This window comes from Paludisphaera mucosa, from assembly GCF_029589435.1.
Taxonomy (GTDB): Bacteria; Planctomycetota; Planctomycetia; order Isosphaerales; family Isosphaeraceae; genus Paludisphaera; species Paludisphaera mucosa.
This window is the reverse complement of sequence record NZ_JARRAG010000001.1, coordinates 1,768,632-1,788,547: the sequence shown is the minus strand read 5'-3', so window position 1 is coordinate 1,788,547 and position 19,916 is coordinate 1,768,632. Positions and strand designations below refer to the sequence as shown.

The 19,916-nt window shown below is 68.0% G+C and carries 13 protein-coding genes; 4 read left to right on the top strand and 9 right to left on the bottom strand.

Annotated features, from left to right (window positions below; translation table 11 throughout):
- Positions 1 to 172: 172 nt before the first annotated feature.
- Positions 173 to 2,098, bottom strand: a complete 1,926-nt coding sequence (gene dnaK / locus PZE19_RS07295) for a molecular chaperone DnaK (RefSeq protein ID WP_277859917.1) — start codon at positions 2,096 to 2,098, stop codon at positions 173 to 175.
- A 604-nt stretch (positions 2,099 to 2,702) separates the two neighbouring features.
- Between dnaK and pheA the strand changes: the two genes are divergently transcribed.
- Together pheA and PZE19_RS07285 are read left to right on the top strand one after the other, a co-directional pair.
- A complete protein-coding gene (gene pheA / locus PZE19_RS07290) occupies positions 2,703 to 3,875 on the top strand; it encodes a prephenate dehydratase (protein ID WP_277859916.1) in 1,173 nt (390 codons plus the stop codon).
- Between the two features lie 97 nt (positions 3,876 to 3,972).
- Positions 3,973 to 4,875 (top strand): aminotransferase class IV, encoded by a 903-nt coding sequence (locus PZE19_RS07285; RefSeq protein ID WP_277859915.1) that lies wholly within the window; start codon positions 3,973 to 3,975, stop codon positions 4,873 to 4,875.
- A gap of 668 nt (positions 4,876 to 5,543) precedes the next feature.
- On the opposite strand, the gene PZE19_RS07280 is transcribed toward PZE19_RS07285, so the two are convergent.
- The 4 genes from PZE19_RS07280 to PZE19_RS07265 all read right to left on the bottom strand — a co-directional run bounded on the left by PZE19_RS07280 (position 5,544) and on the right by PZE19_RS07265 (position 9,646).
- Complete coding sequence (locus tag PZE19_RS07280) at positions 5,544 to 6,635, bottom strand: ABC transporter permease (protein ID WP_277859914.1); 1,092 nt, start codon at positions 6,633 to 6,635, stop codon at positions 5,544 to 5,546.
- A 52-nt stretch (positions 6,636 to 6,687) separates the two neighbouring features.
- On the bottom strand, positions 6,688 to 7,698 hold the full coding sequence (locus tag PZE19_RS07275) for an ABC transporter ATP-binding protein (RefSeq protein WP_277859913.1): 1,011 nt from the start codon (positions 7,696 to 7,698) through the stop codon (positions 6,688 to 6,690).
- Between the two features lie 60 nt (positions 7,699 to 7,758).
- Positions 7,759 to 9,045 (bottom strand): glucose-1-phosphate adenylyltransferase, encoded by a 1,287-nt coding sequence (locus tag PZE19_RS07270; RefSeq protein WP_277859912.1) that lies wholly within the window; start codon positions 9,043 to 9,045, stop codon positions 7,759 to 7,761.
- A 277-nt stretch (positions 9,046 to 9,322) separates the two neighbouring features.
- Complete coding sequence (locus tag PZE19_RS07265; RefSeq protein WP_368411262.1) at positions 9,323 to 9,646, bottom strand: DUF6793 family protein; 324 nt, start codon at positions 9,644 to 9,646, stop codon at positions 9,323 to 9,325.
- A gap of 421 nt (positions 9,647 to 10,067) precedes the next feature.
- On the opposite strand from PZE19_RS07265, the gene PZE19_RS07260 reads away from it, so the two are divergent.
- Both PZE19_RS07260 and PZE19_RS07255 read left to right on the top strand, forming a co-directional pair.
- Positions 10,068 to 11,234: an AI-2E family transporter gene (locus tag PZE19_RS07260; protein WP_277859910.1), complete on the top strand. Its 1,167-nt coding sequence runs from the start codon at positions 10,068 to 10,070 to the stop codon at positions 11,232 to 11,234.
- Between the two features lie 26 nt (positions 11,235 to 11,260).
- Positions 11,261 to 12,625: a hypothetical protein gene (locus tag PZE19_RS07255; protein WP_277859909.1), complete on the top strand. Its 1,365-nt coding sequence runs from the start codon at positions 11,261 to 11,263 to the stop codon at positions 12,623 to 12,625.
- Positions 12,626 to 12,629: 4 nt separating this feature from the next.
- On the opposite strand, the gene PZE19_RS07250 is transcribed toward PZE19_RS07255, so the two are convergent.
- The 4 genes from PZE19_RS07250 to scpA all read right to left on the bottom strand — a co-directional run bounded on the left by PZE19_RS07250 (position 12,630) and on the right by scpA (position 19,533).
- Positions 12,630 to 14,618, bottom strand: coding sequence for an acetyl-CoA carboxylase biotin carboxylase subunit (locus PZE19_RS07250; RefSeq protein WP_277859908.1), 1,989 nt, complete (start codon positions 14,616 to 14,618; stop codon positions 12,630 to 12,632).
- A gap of 13 nt (positions 14,619 to 14,631) precedes the next feature.
- Positions 14,632 to 16,164 (bottom strand): acyl-CoA carboxylase subunit beta, encoded by a 1,533-nt coding sequence (locus tag PZE19_RS07245; RefSeq protein ID WP_277859907.1) that lies wholly within the window; start codon positions 16,162 to 16,164, stop codon positions 14,632 to 14,634.
- Positions 16,165 to 16,198: 34 nt separating this feature from the next.
- On the bottom strand, positions 16,199 to 17,269 hold the full coding sequence (gene meaB / locus PZE19_RS07240; protein ID WP_277859906.1) for a methylmalonyl Co-A mutase-associated GTPase MeaB: 1,071 nt from the start codon (positions 17,267 to 17,269) through the stop codon (positions 16,199 to 16,201).
- Positions 17,270 to 17,376: 107 nt separating this feature from the next.
- Positions 17,377 to 19,533 (bottom strand): methylmalonyl-CoA mutase, encoded by a 2,157-nt coding sequence (gene scpA, locus PZE19_RS07235; RefSeq protein ID WP_277859905.1) that lies wholly within the window; start codon positions 19,531 to 19,533, stop codon positions 17,377 to 17,379.
- Positions 19,534 to 19,916 lie beyond the last annotated feature (383 nt).

Below are 19,916 nucleotides of genomic sequence, written 5' to 3'. Positions count from 1 at the left end.
CCTCGACGCACGTGGGAGGTAATATTCTTTTACGTCTCCATGCGACTTCGGGTTCGGGCGATTCCGCGGCCCGTCGCCGGAGGCGCGGGACGCGCGTGAAAACGGGACGAGGCGTCCGACGGAGTCGGGGCCTCGTCCCGGGGTCGTCGGACGCCGCTCGGGTCCCGGCGGGTTACTTCTTCTCTTCGAACTCGACGTCGATGACGTCGTCGGGCTTCGAGCCGGAGCCGCCCGGGGCCTCTGCGCCCCCGCCGGCCGCGGCGCCCGCGCCCGGCCCCCCCGCCCCGGCGCCGGCCGCGGCGTAGAGGTGCTCGGACATCGCCTGCGCGGCCCGTGACATCTCGTCGACGGACCGGTTGATCGCGGCGGCGTCGTCGCCCTTCTTGGCCTCGTTCACCTTGTCGATCGCGGCCCGGAGGGCGGACTTGTCGGCGTCGCCGAGCTTGTCCTTGTTCTCCTCCAGGAGCTTCTCGAGCTGGTAGACCTTCTGCTCGGCGCTGTTCTTGGCCTCGGCCAGGTCGCGCCGCTTCTTGTCCTCGGCGGCGTTCGCCTCGGCGTCGCGGTTCATCCGCTCGATCTCTTCCTTGCTCAGGCCGCCGGACGACTCGATGCGGATCGTGTGCTCCTTGCCGGTCGCCTTGTCGCGGGCGGTGACGTTGAGCAGGCCGTTGGCGTCGATGTTGAACGTCACCTCGACCTGGGGTACGCCCATGCGGGCCGGCGGGATCCCTTCGAGGTTGAACTCGCCGAGCGCCCGGTTGTCCTGGGCCATCGGCCGCTCGCCCTGGTAGACCTTGATCGTGACGGCCGACTGGTTGTCCTCGGCCGTCGTGAAGGTCTCCTTCTTCTCCGTCGGGATCGTCGTGTTGCGGGGGACCAGGACGGTCATGACGCCGCCCTTGGTCTCAAGGCCGAGCGACAGCGGCGTGACGTCGAGGAGCAGGACTTCCTTGACCTCGCCGGTGAGCACCGCGCCCTGGATCGCCGCGCCGACGGCGACGACCTCGTCGGGGTTGACGCCCTTGTGGGAGTCCTTGCCGAAGATCTCCTTCACGATCTGCTGGACCCGCGGCATGCGGGTGGAGCCGCCGACCATGACGACCTCGTCGATCTGGGCCGGCTTGAGCTTGGCGTCGTCGAGCGCCTTGAGGACCGGTCCGCGGCAGCGCTCGAAGAGGCTGTCGGTCAGCTTCTCGAACTGGGCACGGGTGATGGTCATCGTCAGGTGCTTGGGGCCCGACGAGTCGGCCGTGATGAACGGCAGGTTGATGTCGGCCTGGGTCTGGAACGAGAGGTCCTTCTTGGCCTTCTCGGCGGCCTCTTTCAGGCGCTGGAGGGCCATCGGATCCTTGCGCAGGTCGATCGACTGGTCCTTCTTGAACTCGTCGGCGATGAAGTTGATCAGCGCCTCGTCCCAGTCGTCGCCGCCCAGGTGGGTGTCGCCGTTGGTCGAGAGGACCTCGAAGACGCCGTCGGCCACGTCCAGGATCGAGATGTCGAACGTGCCGCCGCCGAGGTCGAAGACCGCGATCTTCTCGTTCTTCTTCTTGTCCAGGCCGTACGCCAGGGCGCCCGCCGTGGGCTCGTTGATGATCCGGGCGACTTCGAGGCCGGCGATCTGGCCGGCGTCCTTCGTGGCCTGACGCTGGCTGTCGTTGAAGTAGGCCGGGACCGTGATCACGGCCTTGCGGACCTTGTGGCCCAGATAGCTCTCGGCGGCCTCCTTGAGCTTGCGCAGGATGAGCGCCGAGATCTCGGGGGGCGTGTAGTCCTTGTTGTTGGCGTGGACCTTCACGAATTCCGAGGCGCCCCCCACGACCTTGTAGGGGACCATCTTCTCTTCGGACCCCACTTCCTCGTGGCGCCGGCCCATGAACCGCTTGATCGAGTAGACGGTGCCCGCGGGGTTCGTGATCGCCTGCCGCTTGGCCGGGTCGCCGACGAGGATCTCGCCCTTGGACGAGAAGGCGACCACCGAGGGGGTCAGCCGGCTCCCCTCCTGATTGGGGATGACGGTGACGTCGCCGCCTTCCATGACCGCAACCACGCTGTTGGTCGTCCCGAGGTCGATGCCGATGATCTTCTCACCTTCCGCCACGTCCGATCTCCTTCTTCCACGTTGAGCGGTGACGAGGGTACCCGCGCGTCACGACGTTGCGCGAGGCGACCAGACCGGGAACGACGCTCACGTTCCGAATCGGATTCGCCGGCCGACGGCCGTTCATCAAGAGGTCAACCGAGTCTCAACCGATGCTATCTCCAGAATCGCAAGCGTCGTGCCAGACCGATTTTTTTCTCGAAAACTTTATCTAAATGGCTATATGCTAGTGGTTTATGGAAACGAGGATATTCTTGGCATCGCTCCTTTGCTCGATCTGCAACTGCCGATATAGCAGTCGCTCTCAAGTGGCTTTCCCCTCACCGCCGTTTTGGCAGTCGTGCGACAACGTCCCGCGTTCTATGCCGAGGACTCAAACCCAATCATAGGGGATCCCATGGGCCGAGAGAATCCACTGCCGGTCGCCGGGGAAATTGCTTGACAGAGGTCGACTATTCTTTTAATACCTTATCCACGTGAACCTTGCGTCCAAGCCCAGGCGACGCGAAGGGTTCTCGGCCGCGTCGAGCCCGGCGCGTATGAGCTGGATCGAGGCCGGTCGCGCCTGCCCGCCGGATGGATTGGTCTTTCTCCGAGTGTACCGATGGCCCGCAAGTCCTCATCGCCGGTCCCTCCCGCATCGTCCACTCCCGCCGCCGCGGCCGAGCCTCCGGATGCGAAGAAAACGCCTTCCCTGGCGTCTCTACGCAGCGAGATCGACCGCATGGACAAGGAACTGGTCGCGATCCTCAACCGTCGCGCCGAGATCGCCGTGCAAATCGGCAAGGTCAAGAACTCCAACGGCATGGAGATCTTCTCGGCGGCCCGCGAGGAGGAGGTGCTGGCCAAGGTCCTCGGGGCCAGCCAGGGGCCCTTGCCGCAGGACACCTTGCGGCTGATCTTCCGCGAGCTGATGAGCGGGACGCGTTCCCTGCAGCGGACGCTCCGCGTGGCCTGCCTGGGGCCCAAGTACAGCTACAGCCACCTGGCCTCCGTGGCCAAATTCGGCGAGGCCGTGGAGCATGTGCCGCTGGGCTCGATCGCCGCGGTCTTCGAAGAGTTGAACCGCCGTCACGTCCAGTTCGGGATCGTGCCGCTGGAGAACTCGACCGACGGCCGCATCGCCGACACGCTCGACATGTTCACCAAGCTGCCCAACCTCAAGATCCGGGCCGAGGTCCGACTGAGGATCCACCACTGCCTGCTGGGCCGCTGCGAGTGGAGCCAGATGCGCCGGGTCTACTCGAAGTCGCAGGCGATCTCGCAGTGCCGCAACTGGCTGGGGAAGAATCTGCCCCAGGCGGCCAAGATCGAGGTCGTCTCGACGGCCGCCGCGGCCGAGCTGGCTCAGCGCGAGGAGTTCGCGGGCGCCGTCGCCAGCAAGCCGGCCGCCCAGGCGTATCGGCTCAACATCCTGGCCGAGAACATCGAGGACCAGTCGAACAACGTCACGCGGTTCGCCGTGATCGCCGAAACCCCCGAGGCCCGCACCGGCCGTGACAAGACGACGCTGATGGCCCGAATCCCCAACGATCCCGGCTCGCTCGTCAAGACGATCGCCCCCTTGGAGAAGATGGGGGTGAACATGACCTGGATCGAGTCCTTCCCGATCCCGTCGGCCGCCGGCGACAAGAATCCCGCCTACCTCTTCTTCCTGGACGTCGAGGGGCACATCGACGACCCGATCGTCCAGAAGGCCGTCGACTCCATCCGCAAGCGCTGCGAACGCCTCGACGTCCTCGGCTCGTACCCGCGCAGCGAGGTCATCGAGAGCTGACCGCCCCCCCTCCCCGCCGCCATTGCCCCACGCGACCACCGGGGGTTATCCTGGCCGTGGTGAAGGTGCGTCGACGACTTGCGAAAGGATCGAGCGGATGGGCGACTTGGCTTGCGTCAATGGGGACCTGATGGCGCCCGAACAGGCGACCGTCCCGATCTACGACCGGGGCTTCCTCTTCGGCGACTCGGTTTATGAGGTCTGCCGGATCTACCAGGGCCGCTGCTGGCTGGAGGGCGACCATCTCGCGAGGCTCAAACGCAGCCTCAAGGAGCTGGAATTCCCCCCCTACGACCTCGACCAGCTCGTGGCGCGGATCTACCGGACGATCCGGGCGAGTTTCGTGAAGGAAGGCCTGGTCTACGTCCAGATCACCCGCGGGGTCGCGCCCCGGACGCACGCCTTTCCGCACCCCCCCGTCAAGCCCACCGAGGTCATCATCGTCCGCCCGTACGACGACGGCCCGATGGCCGAACTCCGCAAGTCGGGCGTGCCGATCGTCAGCCGGCCGGACATCCGCTGGAAGCGCTGCGACATCAAGACGACGAACCTCCTGGGAAACGTCCTGGCGAACGAATCGGCCCATCGCGAGGGGGCCTATGAGGCGGTCTTGATCGACGCCGAAGGCCACGTCACCGAGGCCACGCACACGTCCCTGCTTTGGGTCCGCGACGGCCGCATCGAGGGGACGCCCGAGGGGCACGAGATCCTGATCGGGATGACCCGCCACCTCACCCAGCGCCTGGTGAAGAAAATCGACGTGCCGTTCGTCGAACGTCGCGTCACGCTCGCCGAACTGCTCAAGGCCGACGAGGTGTTCCTGGTCGGGACGTCCACCGAAATCATGCCCGTCGCCACCATCGACGGCCGCCCGGTCGGATCTGGTCGACCCGGCCCGATCGCGGCCAAGCTCCAGGCCGCCTACACGGACGATTTGAACGCCTGGCTCGCCGAGGCGGCCTCGTATGAGACGAAGGAAGCGCCGGCGCAGGTCTCATGACGACGCCCGAGCCGTTCGACCCCGACGATCCCTTCGCGGCGCATTTCCATCGCGAGCCGATGGGCGTCGTCGGAGTCAGCCTGATCGTCCTTCATGACGCTCCGCTCGCTCCTGAAGTCTCGACCGCCTGGGACGAGAGCGTCGGTTGGCTGCGATCCTCGGGCCGACCCATCGAAGTCGTTTTCGAGGCCCTCGACCGGTCGGCGCCCCGATTGAACGCCCTGGTCCAGGACGCGCTCCGAGCCGCGTCGCATCCGATCGTCGCGATCACCACGGCGGTCGGACCGCCGAATCCTCTGCACTGGGGGCCGTTGCTCAAGGCGCTCGACCAGGCCGACCACGTCGTCGGGGGTCGACCGACGTCGCCGGCCGGCGCCTTCGGTCGTCGCCTCGCCCGGATCGTCCGCCAGGTCGTCTTCGGCGTCCCCATCGCCGACGTCCATTCGCCGTTCCGTCTGCACCGGGCGGAGAAGCTTCGGGAGATCCCGCTGCAGTCGGGCTCGTCGTTCGTGGACGTCGAGGTCCTCGCGAAGGCGACGTTCCTCGGCCACGTGCTCGACGAGCCGGCCATCCCGCCGCTCGCGGGGACGTCCTGGCGACGGGGCTGGCTGCACGACCTGGGTCTCGTCTTCAAGCGGCCGACCTTCCGCCGGCCGCGGGAGTACGACTCAGGTCCACTTGAAGAGCCGGAGGGCGAGCCAGAAGGTCCCCACGGCCCAGGCGGTGAGGATCGCCAGGGCTCGCCAGACTTCGAACCGTCCCAGGCCGGCCCCTTCCAGCAGGACCAGCCGGAGCCCGCCGACGAGCTGGGTCAGCGGCAAGGCCTGGATGATCGGCTGGACGACGGCGGGGAACCGTTCGGAGGAGAAGAAGACTCCCGAGAGGAGCCACATCGGCAGCATCACGAGGTTCATGAGCCCGCTGACGGTCTCGGTCGTCGCCGCCCGGCTGGCGATCAGGAGGCCCAGCCCGGCGAACGCCAGCGCGCCCACGACGTCCAGCAGGATGACCAGGGCCAGGCTGCCGCGGATCGGCATGTGAAAGGCGAGCACGCCCAGCAGCAAGAGCACGCCGAGGTCCGGGAGCAGGAAGGTCATCCGGGACGCCAGGATCGCCCCGAGGAAGTCGCGCCGGGGCATCGGGGTCGCGACGTAGCACTTCAACAGCTTGCCGATGCGAAGGTTGACGAGGAAGAATCCAACCCCCCAGAGCCCGCCCCCCATCGCGTTGAGGCCGATCAGGCCCGGGATGAGGAAATCGATGTAGCGTGAGCCGGGCTCGGTGACGAGCACGTCGTTCGAGGCGATCGGGTCGACGCGGCCCGCCGCCCTCTGGAGGACGTCGTCGATCGCCCCTCGCGCGGCGGCCGATTCGGGCCGGGTCGGGTCGTAGCGGTAGGTGACCGCCGAGCCTTCCCCCGGAGTGACCACCACCGGCGTCCGGCCGGTCCGCAGGCGGTTCAGGGCGTCGGCCTCGGGATGGACGTCCAGGATGATCGCCGTCGCCGCGCCGGCCGCCGTCGCGGCGGTCGACTTGAGCCGGTCGTTGTGGGCCGCGACGGCCGACCGCACCCTCTCCAGCCCCGGCCCTTCGACGACGTCGACCGCGACTGGTGCGGGGGGGCGGCTCTGGAAGGCGAAGCCCAGGACGATCGCCAACAGCATCGGGAAGCCGTAGACCCAGAAGATCCGCGCGGGCTGGCGGATGAACTCTCTCAGGCGGGCGAGATAGAGCTGGACGAAGGGGGAATTGCGAAGCATGCACGATCCTTGATGCGGTGCGTCGGATCCCGGGCCGCGCGGCCCGACCGGTTCAGCGGGCGGCGCGGGCCTTTCGCCCCCAGCGACGGCCGTTGCGGCCGCCGACGGCGGGCTCCTCGATCTCGTCGTCGCGGAGGCGACGGCCCGTGAGGGCGACGAAGACGTCCTCCAGGCTCACGTGGCGGGTCGTCAGGCGGGCGAGCGGGCGGCCCACCTCGTCCAGTGCGTCCAGCAGCGCGGGGATGGCTCGGTGGGGCTCGCCGACGGTCAGTGAGTAGCCGTCGGCCTCGGCGCGGGCGGCGAGCACCGAGTCGAGCGCGGCGAACGTCGCGGGATCGATCGGCTCGCCCTCGACGCCGAACTCGACGACGTGCTCGCCGCCGAGCTTGGCGATCAACTCGGCGGGCGATCCCAGGGCGATGATCTTCCCCTGGTCGATGACCGCCACGCGGTCGCAGAGACGCTCGGCCTCGTCCATGTAGTGGGTCGTCAACAGGACGGTCCGCCCCCGGCCCCGGAGGTCGAGGATCACGTCCCAGAGCTGTCGGCGAGACTGGGGGTCGAGGCCGGTGGTCGGCTCGTCGAGGAAGAGGATTTCGGGGTCGCCGATCAGCCCGACCGCCACCGCCAGGCGCTGCTGCTGGCCGCCGGAGAGTTGCTCGATCAGGGCGTTGGCCTTGGATTCGAGCGAGACCCGCGCCATGGCCCCGTCGACCGTCAGGCCGTGGCTGTAGAAGCTCCGGAAGACGGTCAGGAGTTCGCGCACGGTCTCCTTGTCGGGGAAACGCGTTTCTTGCAAGGTCACGCCGATCCGCTCGCGGATCGCCGTGGGCTCGACGTCCCAGCGTCGGCCCAGGACCTCGACCTCGCCCGAAGTCGGACGGTTCAGGCCTTCCAGGATCTCGACGGTGGTCGTCTTGCCCGCCCCGTTGGGGCCGAGCAGGCCGAAACACTCGCCGGGAGGGATCTCCAGGTCGACGCCGGCGACGGCGTGGACCGGCCCGTCGCGGCCGGGATACTCCTTGCGCAGGTCCTTCACGCGGATCGCGGGCTCCGTCGTCACGCAGTCCTCCTCGGCAGGTTCGACCCGGATCCTTCCGCCCGCCTCGGCGGACTCTCGCCGTCAGATCACGCTGCCTTCGTGCAAGATCGTATGCTTGGGGACGACCACGACGCCGTCGCGGATCACGTGGGTGGGGCATTCCTCGGAGTCGACGATCCCGGTCTCGTTGACGACCTTGACGTTGCGGCCGATCCGCGAGTTCTTGTCGACGATCGCCCGCTCGATCACTGACCCCGCTCCGACGCCGAGGTTCACGATCCCCTCGCCCTGATTCCGCCTGACGTCGTCGGGCTGTTCGTAGAGGTCCGCCCCCATCAGGTAGGAGTCGCGGATCGTGACGTTGTCGCCGATGATCGAGCGGACGCCGATCACCGAGTTCTCGATGACCGAGCCCCGGCCGATCACGCAGCCGTCGCAGATCAGGCTGTTGCGCACGGTCGCGCCCAGGATTCGCGAGCTGGGGAGGAATCGGGGCCTGGTGAAGATCGGTTGCTCGCCGTGCGTGAAGTCGAACGGGGGGTGGTCCAGGGTCAGGTCGATGTTGGCCTGGTGGAAGGCCCCGACGGTGCCGATGTCTTCCCAGTAGCCGTCGAACAGGTGGGCCTGCACGCGCTGCTGGGTGATGATCTGCGGGAGCAGCTCGTGGCCGAAGTCGGTCGCGTTGCTGGAAGCCAGGAGGTCGACGAGCGTCTTGGTGTTGAAGACGTAGATGCCCATGCTCGCCAGGTAGGGCCGGCCGTGGGCCTTCAGGCCGAGCTTGTCGAGCCAGTTGGGGTCGGTGCGGACGCGGTTGAGCTTCTCCTGCGTCTTCGGCTTCTCCTCGAAGTCGATGACGCGGCCGTCGGCCTGGATCCGCATGACGCCGCACGAGCGGGCCTCGGACTCGGGCACCGGCAGGGCGGCGATCGTCACCACCGCCTTGTTCTCGACGTGGGTCTTGATCATCTCCTGGAAGTCCATCCGGTAGAGCTGGTCGCCCGACAGGATCAACACCAGGTCGTAGTCCTTGTCCGTGAAGTAGGGGATGTTGCGGCGGACGGCGTCGGCGGTCCCCTGGTACCAGGTCTCGCTCTGCATCGTCTGCTGGGCGGCGAGGATCTCCACGAACCCGCCTTCGAACGGGTCGAACTTGTAGGTGTTGTAGATGTGGCGGTGGAGGCTGACGGAGTTGAACTGGGTGACGACGAAGATGCGGTGCAGCCCGGAGTGAATGCAGTTCGACACGGGGATGTCGATGAGACGATACTTCCCGGCGATGGGCACCGCGGGCTTGCTCCGCGACTTGGTCAAGGGGTAGAGGCGCGTGCCCCTTCCCCCTCCCAAGATCAACGAGATGACCCGAGGCATGGGACCCCTCCTTCAGGGCGTGGCGGGCCGTCGACTCGGGCGACGGTCGCGGATGCGGCTTGAGGATTCGTGACGTTCACGATTCATCGGGCGATCTTCCGAATATACAATTCTCGCGCCCCGGGCTGCCGATGGGCCGAAAGGGCCCGCTCTCTCGTCGCCCCGACGTTTCCGGGGATCGATCGGGAAGGCCCGACCTCGGGGAATCCTTCGCGTCCACGACGTCGACCGCATCGGCGCGCGTCCGGCCGGCCCTCCTCGGACCGGCGACCCGCGCTCACCAGCCGCGCGACATGTTCGTCTCGACGACCTTGCGGGCCTGTTCCAGGTCCGCCCCGGTCTTCTGCATGTACAGCCGGACGGCGTGCAGCTTGTCGCCGGCGGCCTTGGCCAGGCATTCCCGGGCCGCCGAGCACGGGTCGACGTCGGACTGCACCCCGAGCAGATTCTTGGAGATGACCCAGGCGTCGCGGGGACGATGGGCCACCCGGATGATCTCCTCGGCCGGGTAGTTCGTCTGCGCGAACGACCGGGCCGTGGCCTCATCGTCGGCCGACGCAATCATGATATGTGACGTCGTTTCGACCTCGAAGAGAGGCATGATCGACTCCCTTTCGCACCAAGAATTGAGAAAGGATACGCGGCGGGCCCGAGGGGTCTCGTCGCCATCATCGTGTCTTCACCATGGATCGTACTCCCCCCGCCGACCCGGGTCAAAGGGGCTGATCGCCGGCGTGCGCGGCCGGCGCGAGCCAGGCCCCGTCGGCCGTCATCTCCGTCGCAAGTTCTTCATCCGGCAAGCCCCGAACATCCCCACCGCCCGTGCCGACGAGCCGGGCCGCGTCGGCGCCGATGGTGATATGTGGTGAGCACGTCTCGACGCTTCCAGCAATCCTCGCAGCGGGGCGGTCGGCGGCCGTCGCCGGGCTTGCGGACCGGGCGAGCGGGCCGGATGATGGACGGGCCCGTCCCCTGCGGTCGGATCCGACCGTTCCCTGGGCCCCGTCACCGGGAGAGTCGTCTTGGATCGAGCGGCGAAGTACGCGGCGTCCTCCCAGGTGGTGCTGGCGGTCCTCGGGGTCGTCGCCGCGCTCTACCTGCTGAAGCCGATCGTGGCGCCCGTCGCGTTCGCCCTGATGCTGGCCAGCATCTTCTCGCCGCTCGCCGCGTTCTTCCGTCGGCGGCTGCCTTATGGACCCTTCGGCGTGCTGGCGGTCTTCCTGATGATCGTGCTGGGGGCCCTCTACCTCGCCAGCCTGACCGCCGAGAGCCTGATCCAGGCCGCCAACACCCTGCCGACGGACATCGAGCGGCTCGCCGGCCAGGTCAGCAGGCGGATCACGGACCTGATCCGGGACCAGCCCTCGCTGCGGGTGATCCTGCCCGAGCCCGGGACGATCGACCGCCTCGGCGACACCAACCGGGCGCTCCTGATCGAGAAGCTGAGCGTGGGGCTGACGGACGTCACCGCCTGGGTCGTCCAGGGGTTCATCGTCCTCGTGCTCGTGATCTTCCTCCTGATCGAGAGCGAGATGCTCACGACCAAGGTCCTGCGATTCTTCGCCCGCACGCCCGAATCGGGACGCAACGCCCGGTCGATCCTGGATCAGGTGACGCGGAAAGTCCGGGCTTACCTGATCGCCCGCACGATCATCAACCTGGGGGTCGGCCTGGTCGTGGCGCTCGGACTCTGGTTCCTGGGGGTCAACTTCGCGCTGTCGTTAGGACTGTTCGCCGCGGTGACGAACTACATTCCCTACATCGGCCAGCTCGCCGGCGGGGCCCTGCCGACGCTCATCGCGCTGGGGCAGACGGGTTCGCTGGGCGACGCGCTGATCGTCGCGGCGATGTACCTGGCGGTCCTGGGCGTGGAGGGCTACGTCGTCACGCCGATGGTCATGGGGAAGTCGCTCGACCTGAACGGCACGACCGTCCTGATCGCCTGCCTCTTCTGGGGCTACTTGTGGGGGCTGTCGGGCCTGATCCTGGCGATGCCGATCACCGCGACGCTCAAGATCGTCTGCCAGACCGTGCCCGAGCTGAACCGTTGGGCCGAATTGATGAGCGTGGACTGGCGGTCGCCGCAATACATCAGCGTCACGACCGAGGACGATCTGGATGCGCTCGCGAAGGCCGCCGCGACGTCGCCGGCGGGCAAGCCGGACGGCGTCGGCTCGGGCCGGAGTTGAAACGTGATCATCGAAGGGGGATCGCCGTGAAGTCGGGAACGTCGCGTCGTGGATTCTTGGAAGGGCTCGGCGTCGCAGCCGGCGTGGGGGCGGGGTTGGGTCCGGGCGCCATGGGCGCGGCGGAGGAGCCCGCGCGGCGGCCCAAGATCGCCGCGCTGGCTTCGACGTATTTCTACCTTTCGCACGGCTACCACATCGTCGGTCGGTTCCTCGACGGCTTCCCGGTTTACGACGGCGGGCCCGGTCGGACGCCCGAACAGAACCTGCACAGGCCGCCGTTCGACGTCGCCAGCCTGTACATCGAGCAGGCCGACGCGACCGACCTGGGTCGCGCCAAGGCCGCCCGGCAGGGTGTGCGCCAGAGCCCGACGATCGCCGACGCGCTGACGCTCGGGACGGGCCGGCTCGCGGTCGACGCCGTCCTGCTGATCGCCGAGCACGGCGAGTATCCGCTCAACGAGAAGCTCCAGAAGCTATACCCCCGGTACGACTATTTTCGTCAAGTCCTGGACGTCTTCCGGGCTTCGGGCCGCGTCGCCCCGGTCTTCATCGACAAGCACCTCTCATACAGTCGGGCCGAGGCCGCCGAGATGATCGCTCAGGCCGACGCGCTCAAGGTGCCGCTCATGGCCGGCTCCAGCCTGCCCGTCACCTGGCGGCTCCCCGAGCTGGAGATCCCCCTGGGTCGGCCGATGAAGGACGTCCTGGTGGCGTCACGCGGCAACCTGGAGATCTTCGGCTTCCACGCGCTCGAGACGCTCCAGGTCATGGCCGAGCGTCGCGACCTTCGCGGCATGCCGCAGGGGGTCGCTGCCGTGACCTACCTGGAAGGCGACGCCGTCTGGGAGGCCGGCGACCGCGGCGTCTGGTCGTGGGAATTGCTCACTCACGCCCTGGGACGCAGTCACACGGTGAACCCGGGCGACGTCCGCCAGAACACGAAGGATTTCAAGCGTCCCGGAGTCCGCGACAAGGAGACGATCCTGGACGTCCCCGTCGCGTTCGTCGTCGAATACGTCGACGGCCTCCGCGGCACGGTCCTGATCCTCAACGGCCACGTCGACGACACGACGGTGGCCGTACGGACCGTCGACGGCGCGGGCCGCGAGTCGATCGTGTCGACGCTGACGTATCTCCCAGCGCCCCCGGGAGCGAGCTTCTTCAACCCGCTGGTACTGCGGGTCGAAGACTTCTTCCGCAGCGGCTCGCCTCCCTACCCCGTGCGACGCACGCAGTTGACCGGCGGCGTGCTCGACGTCGCCCTCGAGAGCCGGATCCAGGGCTACCGACGCATCGAGACGCCCGACCTGGCGGCGATCGACTACCAGGCCCCGGCCGATTCGGGGTTCATCCGTTCAAGCCTGACCGACCCGACGCCCAACCGGATTTGACGGCTCACTCAAAGCGGAGGATCGGCTGGTCGACGGCCAGGCTGTCGCCGGCCGCGGCGAGCACCTCGGCGATCACGCCGTCGTGCTCCGCTTTGAGGACGTTCCGCATCTTCATGGCTTCGACCACGGCCAGGATCTCGCCTGCTCGGACGACCCGGCCGGTCGTCGCGGCGACCTCCACCAGCAGGCCGGGCATCGGCGACAGGAGCAGCTTCGAAAGGTCCGGCGGCGGCTTCTGGGGCATGAGGTCGAGGAGGGCCGCGGCGCGCGCCGTCATGACGACGGCGTCGACCTGGGTCCCCCAGTGCGAGATCCGGTACTTCAGGCCCATCCGCTCGACCTGGACGCAGATCGCGTTCTTGTCCCACGTCCCTTTCAGGAGGGGGTCGCCGAGCTTCCAGTTCGTCTTGAGGTGGTGCACCTTGCCCTCGTAAAGGATCTCGCAGCCCTGGGCGTCCAGGAACACGGCCAGCTGGTAGCGGCCCTCGGGGGTGATGACGACCCAGTCGGCGTCGACCCGGCGGGCGTGGCCCTCCAGCTGACCGCTGGTCCCCGTCGCCCGCTTGATGTAGCGGCGGCGGGCGTAGGCGGCGACGGCCGCCAACAGCAGCGGGTCTTCGTGGGCGAGGCTCGAAGGGTGGAAGCCGTCGGGGTAGGTCTCGGCGATCAGCGCCGTGTCGATGTCGCCGCTGAGGAACCGCGGGTGCCGCGTCAGCCCCGACTGGAACGCGAGGTTCGACGCGACGCCCCGGATCAGGAAAGCGTTGAGCGCCTCGTGCATCCGCCCGATAGCCTCTTTCCGGGTCCAGCCGTGGGTGACGAGCTTGGCGATCATGGGGTCGTAATGGATCGAAATCTCGTCGCCCTCGACGACCCCCGCATCGACGCGGACGACGCCGGCTTCCTCGTGGGGCGGCCGGTAGCGGACGAGACGGCCCGTCGACGGCAGGAAGTTGCGGAACGGATCCTCGGCGTTGATCCGGCACTCGATCGCCCACCCGTCGCGACGAACCTGGTCCTGGGTCAAGCCCAGGGGCTCGCCGGCGGCGATCCGGATCATCTTCTCGACGAGGTCGAGCCCCGTGATCATCTCCGTGACGGGGTGCTCGACCTGAAGCCGCGTGTTCATCTCCAGGAAATAGAAGCCCCGATCCTTGCCGACGACGAACTCGACCGTGCCGGCCGAGCGATAGCCGACGGCCTTCGCCAGCGCGACGGCCTGCTCGCCCATGGCGAGTCTCGTGGCGTCGTCGAGGAACGGCGACGGGGCCTCCTCGATGACCTTCTGGTGCCGCCGCTGGAGCGAGCACTCGCGTTCGCCGAGGTGGACGGTCGCGCCGAGGGCGTCGGCCAGGACCTGGATCTCGATGTGGCGCGGGTGTTCGATGTACTTCTCGATGAAGACCCGGTCGTCGCCGAATGCGCCGGCTGCCTCGGCGCGGCAGGCCTGGTAGCCCTCGGCGACCGCCGCGTCGTCGCGGGCCACGCGCAGGCCCTTGCCGCCGCCCCCCGCCGACGCCTTGATCATGACCGGATAGCCGATCTCGCGGGCGATCTCGACGGCCCGCCGCGGCGAGGCGATCTCCTCGTCGACGCCCGGGATGACGTTCACGCCGGCTTCGCGGGCGATCCGCTTCGAGGCGATCTTGTCGCCCATCGCCGCGATCGCGTCGGCCGTCGGCCCGATGAAGACGATCCCCTCGGCGTCCAGCCGGCGCACGAAGGCCTCGTTTTCGGAGAGGAACCCGTAGCCGGGGTGGACGGCCTCCGCGCCGGTCTGCTTGCAGGCGGCGACGATCCGATCGACGTCGAGGTACGACAGCCGCGGCGGCGGCGGGCCGATCGCGACGGCCTCGTCCGCCATGTCGACGTGGAGCGCGTCGCGATCGGCCTCGGAGAAGACCGCGACGGTGGCGACCCCCATCCTGCGGGCGGTGCGGACGATCCGGCAGGCGATCTCGCCCCGGTTCGCGATCAGGATCTTCTGGAACATGCCGGGCTCAGTCTCAGAGGGGGATGTTGCCGTGCTTGCGCCAGGGCCGCTCGACCTTCTTCTTGCGGAGCATCTCCAGCGATCGCGCCAGCCGCTTCCGGGTCTCGCGGGGCATGATGACGTCGTCGATGAAGCCGCGGTGGCCGGCGATGAACGGGTTGGCGAACTTCTCGCGATACTCGCGCTCGCGGCCGGCGATCCGGTCGGGGTCGCCCTTCTCCTCTCGGAAGATGATCTCGACCGCGCCTTTCGGGCCCATCACGGCGATCTCCGCCGACGGCCAGGCGAAGTTGACGTCCCCCCGCAGGTGTTTCGACGACATGACGTCGTAAGCCCCGCCGTACGCCTTGCGGGTGATGACGGTCGCCTTCGGCGCCGTGCATTCGGCGTAGGCGTACAGAAGCTTCGCGCCGTGCTTGATGATCCCGGCGTACTCCTGGGCCGTCCCCGGCATGAAGCCCGGGACGTCGACGAAGGTCACGATCGGGATGTTGTAGGCGTCGCAAAAGCGGACGAACCGCGCGGCCTTGATCGCGCTCTTGATGTCCAGGCAGCCGGCCAGCACGAGCGGCTGGTTCGCCACGAAGCCGACGCTCCGGCCGCCGATCCGGCCGAATCCGATGACGATGTTCTTCGCGTGGTCGGGCATCAGCTCGAAGAAGTCCCACTCGTCGACGACCTTGAGGATCAGCTCCTTGACGTCGTAGGGCCGGTTGGGATCGTCGGGTACGAGCGAGTCGAGCGAGGCTTCCTTGCGGTCGACCGGATCCTCGGTCGGGACGATCGGCGGGCTCTCGCGGTTGTTCGAGGGGATGAACGTGAACAGCCGGCGGGCCATCATCAGGGCCTCGACGTCGTTCTCGAACGCCAGGTCGGCCACGCCCGACTTCGTCGTGTGCGTGACCGCTCCGCCGAGCTCTTCGGGCGTGACCGACTCGTGGGTGACGGTCCGCACGACCTCGGGCCCTGTGACGAACATGTACGAGGAGTCTTTCACCATGAAGATGAAGTCGGTCATCGCCGGCGAGTAGACCGCGCCCCCCGCGCACGGTCCCATGACGAGCGAGATCTGGGGCACGACGCCCGACGCCTCGACATTGCGCAGGAAGACGTCGGCGTAGCCGCCGAGCGAGGCGACGCCCTCCTGGATACGCGCGCCGCCCGAGTCGTTGAGGCCGATCACCGGCGCGCCGACGTTCATCGCCTGGTCCATGATCTTGCAGATCTTCTCGGCGTGGGCCTCCGAGAGCGAGCCGCCGAACACGGTGAAGTCCTGACTGAAGACGAAGACCAGGCGGCCGTTGATCGTCCCGTAGCCGGTCACGACGCCGTCGCCGGGGATGACGTCGTCCGCCATCCCGAAGTCGGTGCAGCGGTGGCCCTTGAACATGTCCCACTCTTCGAACGAGTCGGGGTCGAGCAACAGCTCGAGCCGCTCGCGGGCGGTGAGCTTGCCCTTGGCGTGTTGCGCGGCGATCCGCTTCGCGCCCCCGCCCATCCGGGCCGAGGCGCGTTTCTCGTCGAGTTGGCGGACGATCTCGTGCATGGCGATCTCGCTCGGCGGCCTCGTCGCGTAGGGATCAGGGCCCGGCGGCCTCCACGAAATCGAGCAGGCGGTAGGCCGCCGCGGCGGCCGTCGTCCGGCCCTCGGCCACGGAACGGCTGGCCGGCTCGAGTTCGCGTCGGACGCGGGGATTCTCGCGGAATCGGCTGCGGAGGCCCTGGTCGATCAGGCTCCACATCCAGTCGACCGACTGGCGGCGACGCTTCTCATCCAGCTCGCCGCTCTCCTGGAGCGCCGCGCGGAGCCGTTCGACCTCGCCCCAGAATTTGTCGATGCCCTGATTCCTGGCCGCGCTGACGGAGACGACGACGGGCCTCCATCCGGCCGTGGGACGTCGCAGCAGCGACAAGGCGCCGGCGAGCTGGCGGCGGGCCAGCTCGGCGGCGTCGGGGTCGATGTCGGCCTTGTTCACCACGATCAGGTCGGCGACCTCGACGATCCCCTTCTTGATCGCCTGGAGGTCGTCGCCCGCGTTGGGGAGCTGGATCAGGACGAAGGCGTCGACCATGCCGGCGACGGTCGTCTCGGACTGGCCGACGCCGACGGTCTCGATCAGCAACACGTCGAAGCCGGCGGCCTCGCAGATCAGCATGGCCTCGCGCGTCTTGTCGGCCACGCCGCCCAAAGAGCCCCGTGAGGGCGAAGGCCGAATATAGGCGTCGGGGTCGACCGACAGGCGCTCCATGCGCGTCTTATCGCCCAGGATCGAGCCGCCCGAGATCGAGCTGGACGGGTCGACGGCGAGGACGGCCACGCGATGCCCCAGCCGGATCAGCTCGAGCCCGAGCACCTCGATGAACGTCGACTTGCCGGCCCCGGGCGAGCCGCTGATCCCCAGCCGGATCGATCGGCCCGTGTGCGGCAGGAGGGCGTCGAGGACCCCGGCCGCGCGACGACGATGGTCGCTTCGGGTCGACTCGACGAGCGTGATGGCCTTGGCGAGGGCGCGGGGCTGTCGCTTGAGGACCCCTTCGACGAGCGCCCGGTCCGCTTCGTCGAGGGTCGCCTTGCTCGGTCGGTCGTCGTCCGTCGGCCCCGCCGGGAGGGCCGAGGGTTCGCGGGGCGGTTCCGCGGGATCGCTCAACATGGTGGCTCTGGGATCCGGGAGGAGCGGTCGGGTGGAGTACGAAGGCCGGGACGGGATTCCGCCCCGGCCTGGTCGTGAGGCCGCCGGGATCGGTCACGGTCGCGGTATCAGGCCGGGACGTGCGTCCGGCGGATCGCGTCGAGGATCTGCTTGGCGCAGGTCGGGATCGGCGTGCCGGGGCCGAAGATCCCCACCGCGCCGGCGTGGGTCAGGAAGTCGTAATCCTGGGCGGGGATGACGCCGCCCACGAAGACGCAGACGTCGTCAGCACCCAGATCCTTGAGGGCCTTGATCAACTCGGGGACGAGCGTCTTGTGCCCGGCGGCGAGGGTCGAGACGCCGACGGCGTGGCAGTCGTTCTCCACAGCCTGACGCGCGGCCTCTTCGGGGGTCTGGAAGAGGGGACCGATGTCGATGTCGAAGCCCAAGTCGGCGAGCGCCGTGGCGACGACCTTGGCGCCGCGGTCGTGGCCGTCCTGCCCCAACTTGGCGATCATCACGCGGGGGCGACGGCCTTCCTCGGCGGCGAACTTCTCGACGTCGCTTTTGAGCTCGTCCCACTCCTGGTCCTTGCCGAACGCCGCGCCGTAGACGCCCGAGATCACCTGGTTGTTGGCGCGGAAACGGCCCCAGATCTTTTCGAGGGCGTCCGAGATCTCGCCGACGGTCGCCCGCAGCCGCACCGCCTTCACGGCGGCCTCGAGAAGGTTCCCCTTGCCGTCGTGGGCGACCATCGCGAGTTCGTCCAGGGCGTGCTGGACGGCCGCGGCGTCGCGACCGGCGCGGATCGATTTGAGTCGGGCGATCTGCGAGTCGCGGACGGCCGAGTTGTCGATTTCCCGGATCTCGACCGCGTCTTCCTTCGCCAATCGGTACTTGTTGACGCCGACGATGACGTCGAGCCCGGAGTCGATGCGGGCCTGCTTCTCGGCCGCGCACTCCTCGATCTTGAGCTTGGCCCAGCCCGAGGCGACGGCCTTGGTCATGCCGCCGAGCTTGTCGGCCTCCTCGATGATCGCCCAGGCCTTGTCGGCGACCTCCTGGGTGAGCTTCTCCATCATGTACGAGCCGGCCCAGGGATCGACGACGTTGCAGATGTGCGTCTCCTCCTGGATGACGATCTGGGTGTTGCGGGCGATGCGGGACGAGGTGTCGGTCGGCAGGGCGATGGCCTCGTCGAACGAGTTGGTGTGCAGCGACTGGGTGCCGCCGAAAACGGCCGCCATGGCCTCGATGGTCGTGCGGACGACGTTGTTGTAGGGGTCCTGCTCGGTGAGCGACCAGCCGGAGGTCTGGCAGTGGGTCCGCAGCATCATCGACTTGGGGTTCTTGGCGTCGAACTCCTTCATGATCTTCCACCAGAGCAGCCGCGCGGCGCGGAGCTTGGCGACCTCCAGGTAGAAGTTCATCCCCACCGCGAAGAAGAAGCTCAGCCGGCCGGCGAATTCGTCGACGTCCAGCCCCTTGGCGAGGGCCGTCCGGACGTATTCCTTGCCGTCGCCGAGCGTGAGCCCGAGTTCGAGGGCCTGGGTCGCGCCGGCCTCCTGCATGTGATAGCCCGAGATCGAGATCGAGTTGAACTTCGGCATCTTATGAGCCGTGTACTCGATGATGTCGGCGACGATGCGCATCGACGGCTCGGGCGGATAGATGTACGTATTGCGGACCATGAACTCCTTGAGGATGTCGTTCTGGATGGTCCCGGAGAGCTTGTCGAGCGTGACCCCCTGCTCCTCGGCGGCGACGATGTAGCCGGCCAGGATCGGCAGGACCGCGCCGTTCATGGTCATAGACACGGAGACCTTGTCGAGCGGGATGCCGTCGAACAGGATCTTCATGTCCTCGACCGAGTCGATCGCCACGCCGGCCTTGCCGACGTCGCCCTGGACCCGAGGATGGTCGGAATCGTAGCCGCGGTGGGTCGCCAGGTCGAAGGCCACGGAGACCCCCTGGCCGCCGGCGGCGAGGGCGCGCTTGTAGAAGGCGTTCGATTCCTCGGCGGTGGAGAAGCCGGCGTACTGGCGGATCGTCCAGGGGCGGACGGCGTACATCGTGGCCTGGGGGCCGCGGACGAAGGGCTCGAAACCGGGGAGGGTGTCGGCGTACGGCAGGTCTTTCACGTCCTGCGACGTATACAACGGCTTGACGTCGATGCCTTCCGGCGTCTTCCAGTCGAGGTTTTCGACCTTGTGTTCGGGGGCGAATTTGGCCGCGGCCTTCTGCCAGCCGCCCAGGTTCGAGGAGTTCGGCAGTGACTCGCTCATCGGTATCGGACCTCTCATCCCTCTGTGGGGTGACGTGGGGGCCGCCGCGACGCCCATGGTCGCGCCGGGGATGTCGAGGGCCCTTTCGGCCCGCGGCAAAGCGGTCGTCGACGACGCTTGGCCCCTGGAAGTGTGCGTCCCGCCCGTCGGACGCGGACGGCGTCGGCCCACCTCGCGAAAGGAGACGGGATTCCCGGGACTCGCCGTTCGCGGGCGGCCCGGGTCATCGCTCTCCCTTCAGGATAACCGGTCGGCGGGGCGTCGGCCATCGTGGAAACGGCCCCGCGGTGAGATTCCTGGCATTTCGCGGATTTCGAAAACGGCGGCCGTTACGGCCCCGGCGGAGGCCCCCGGTCGAATCAAAGGATTCATGGACGTTGACT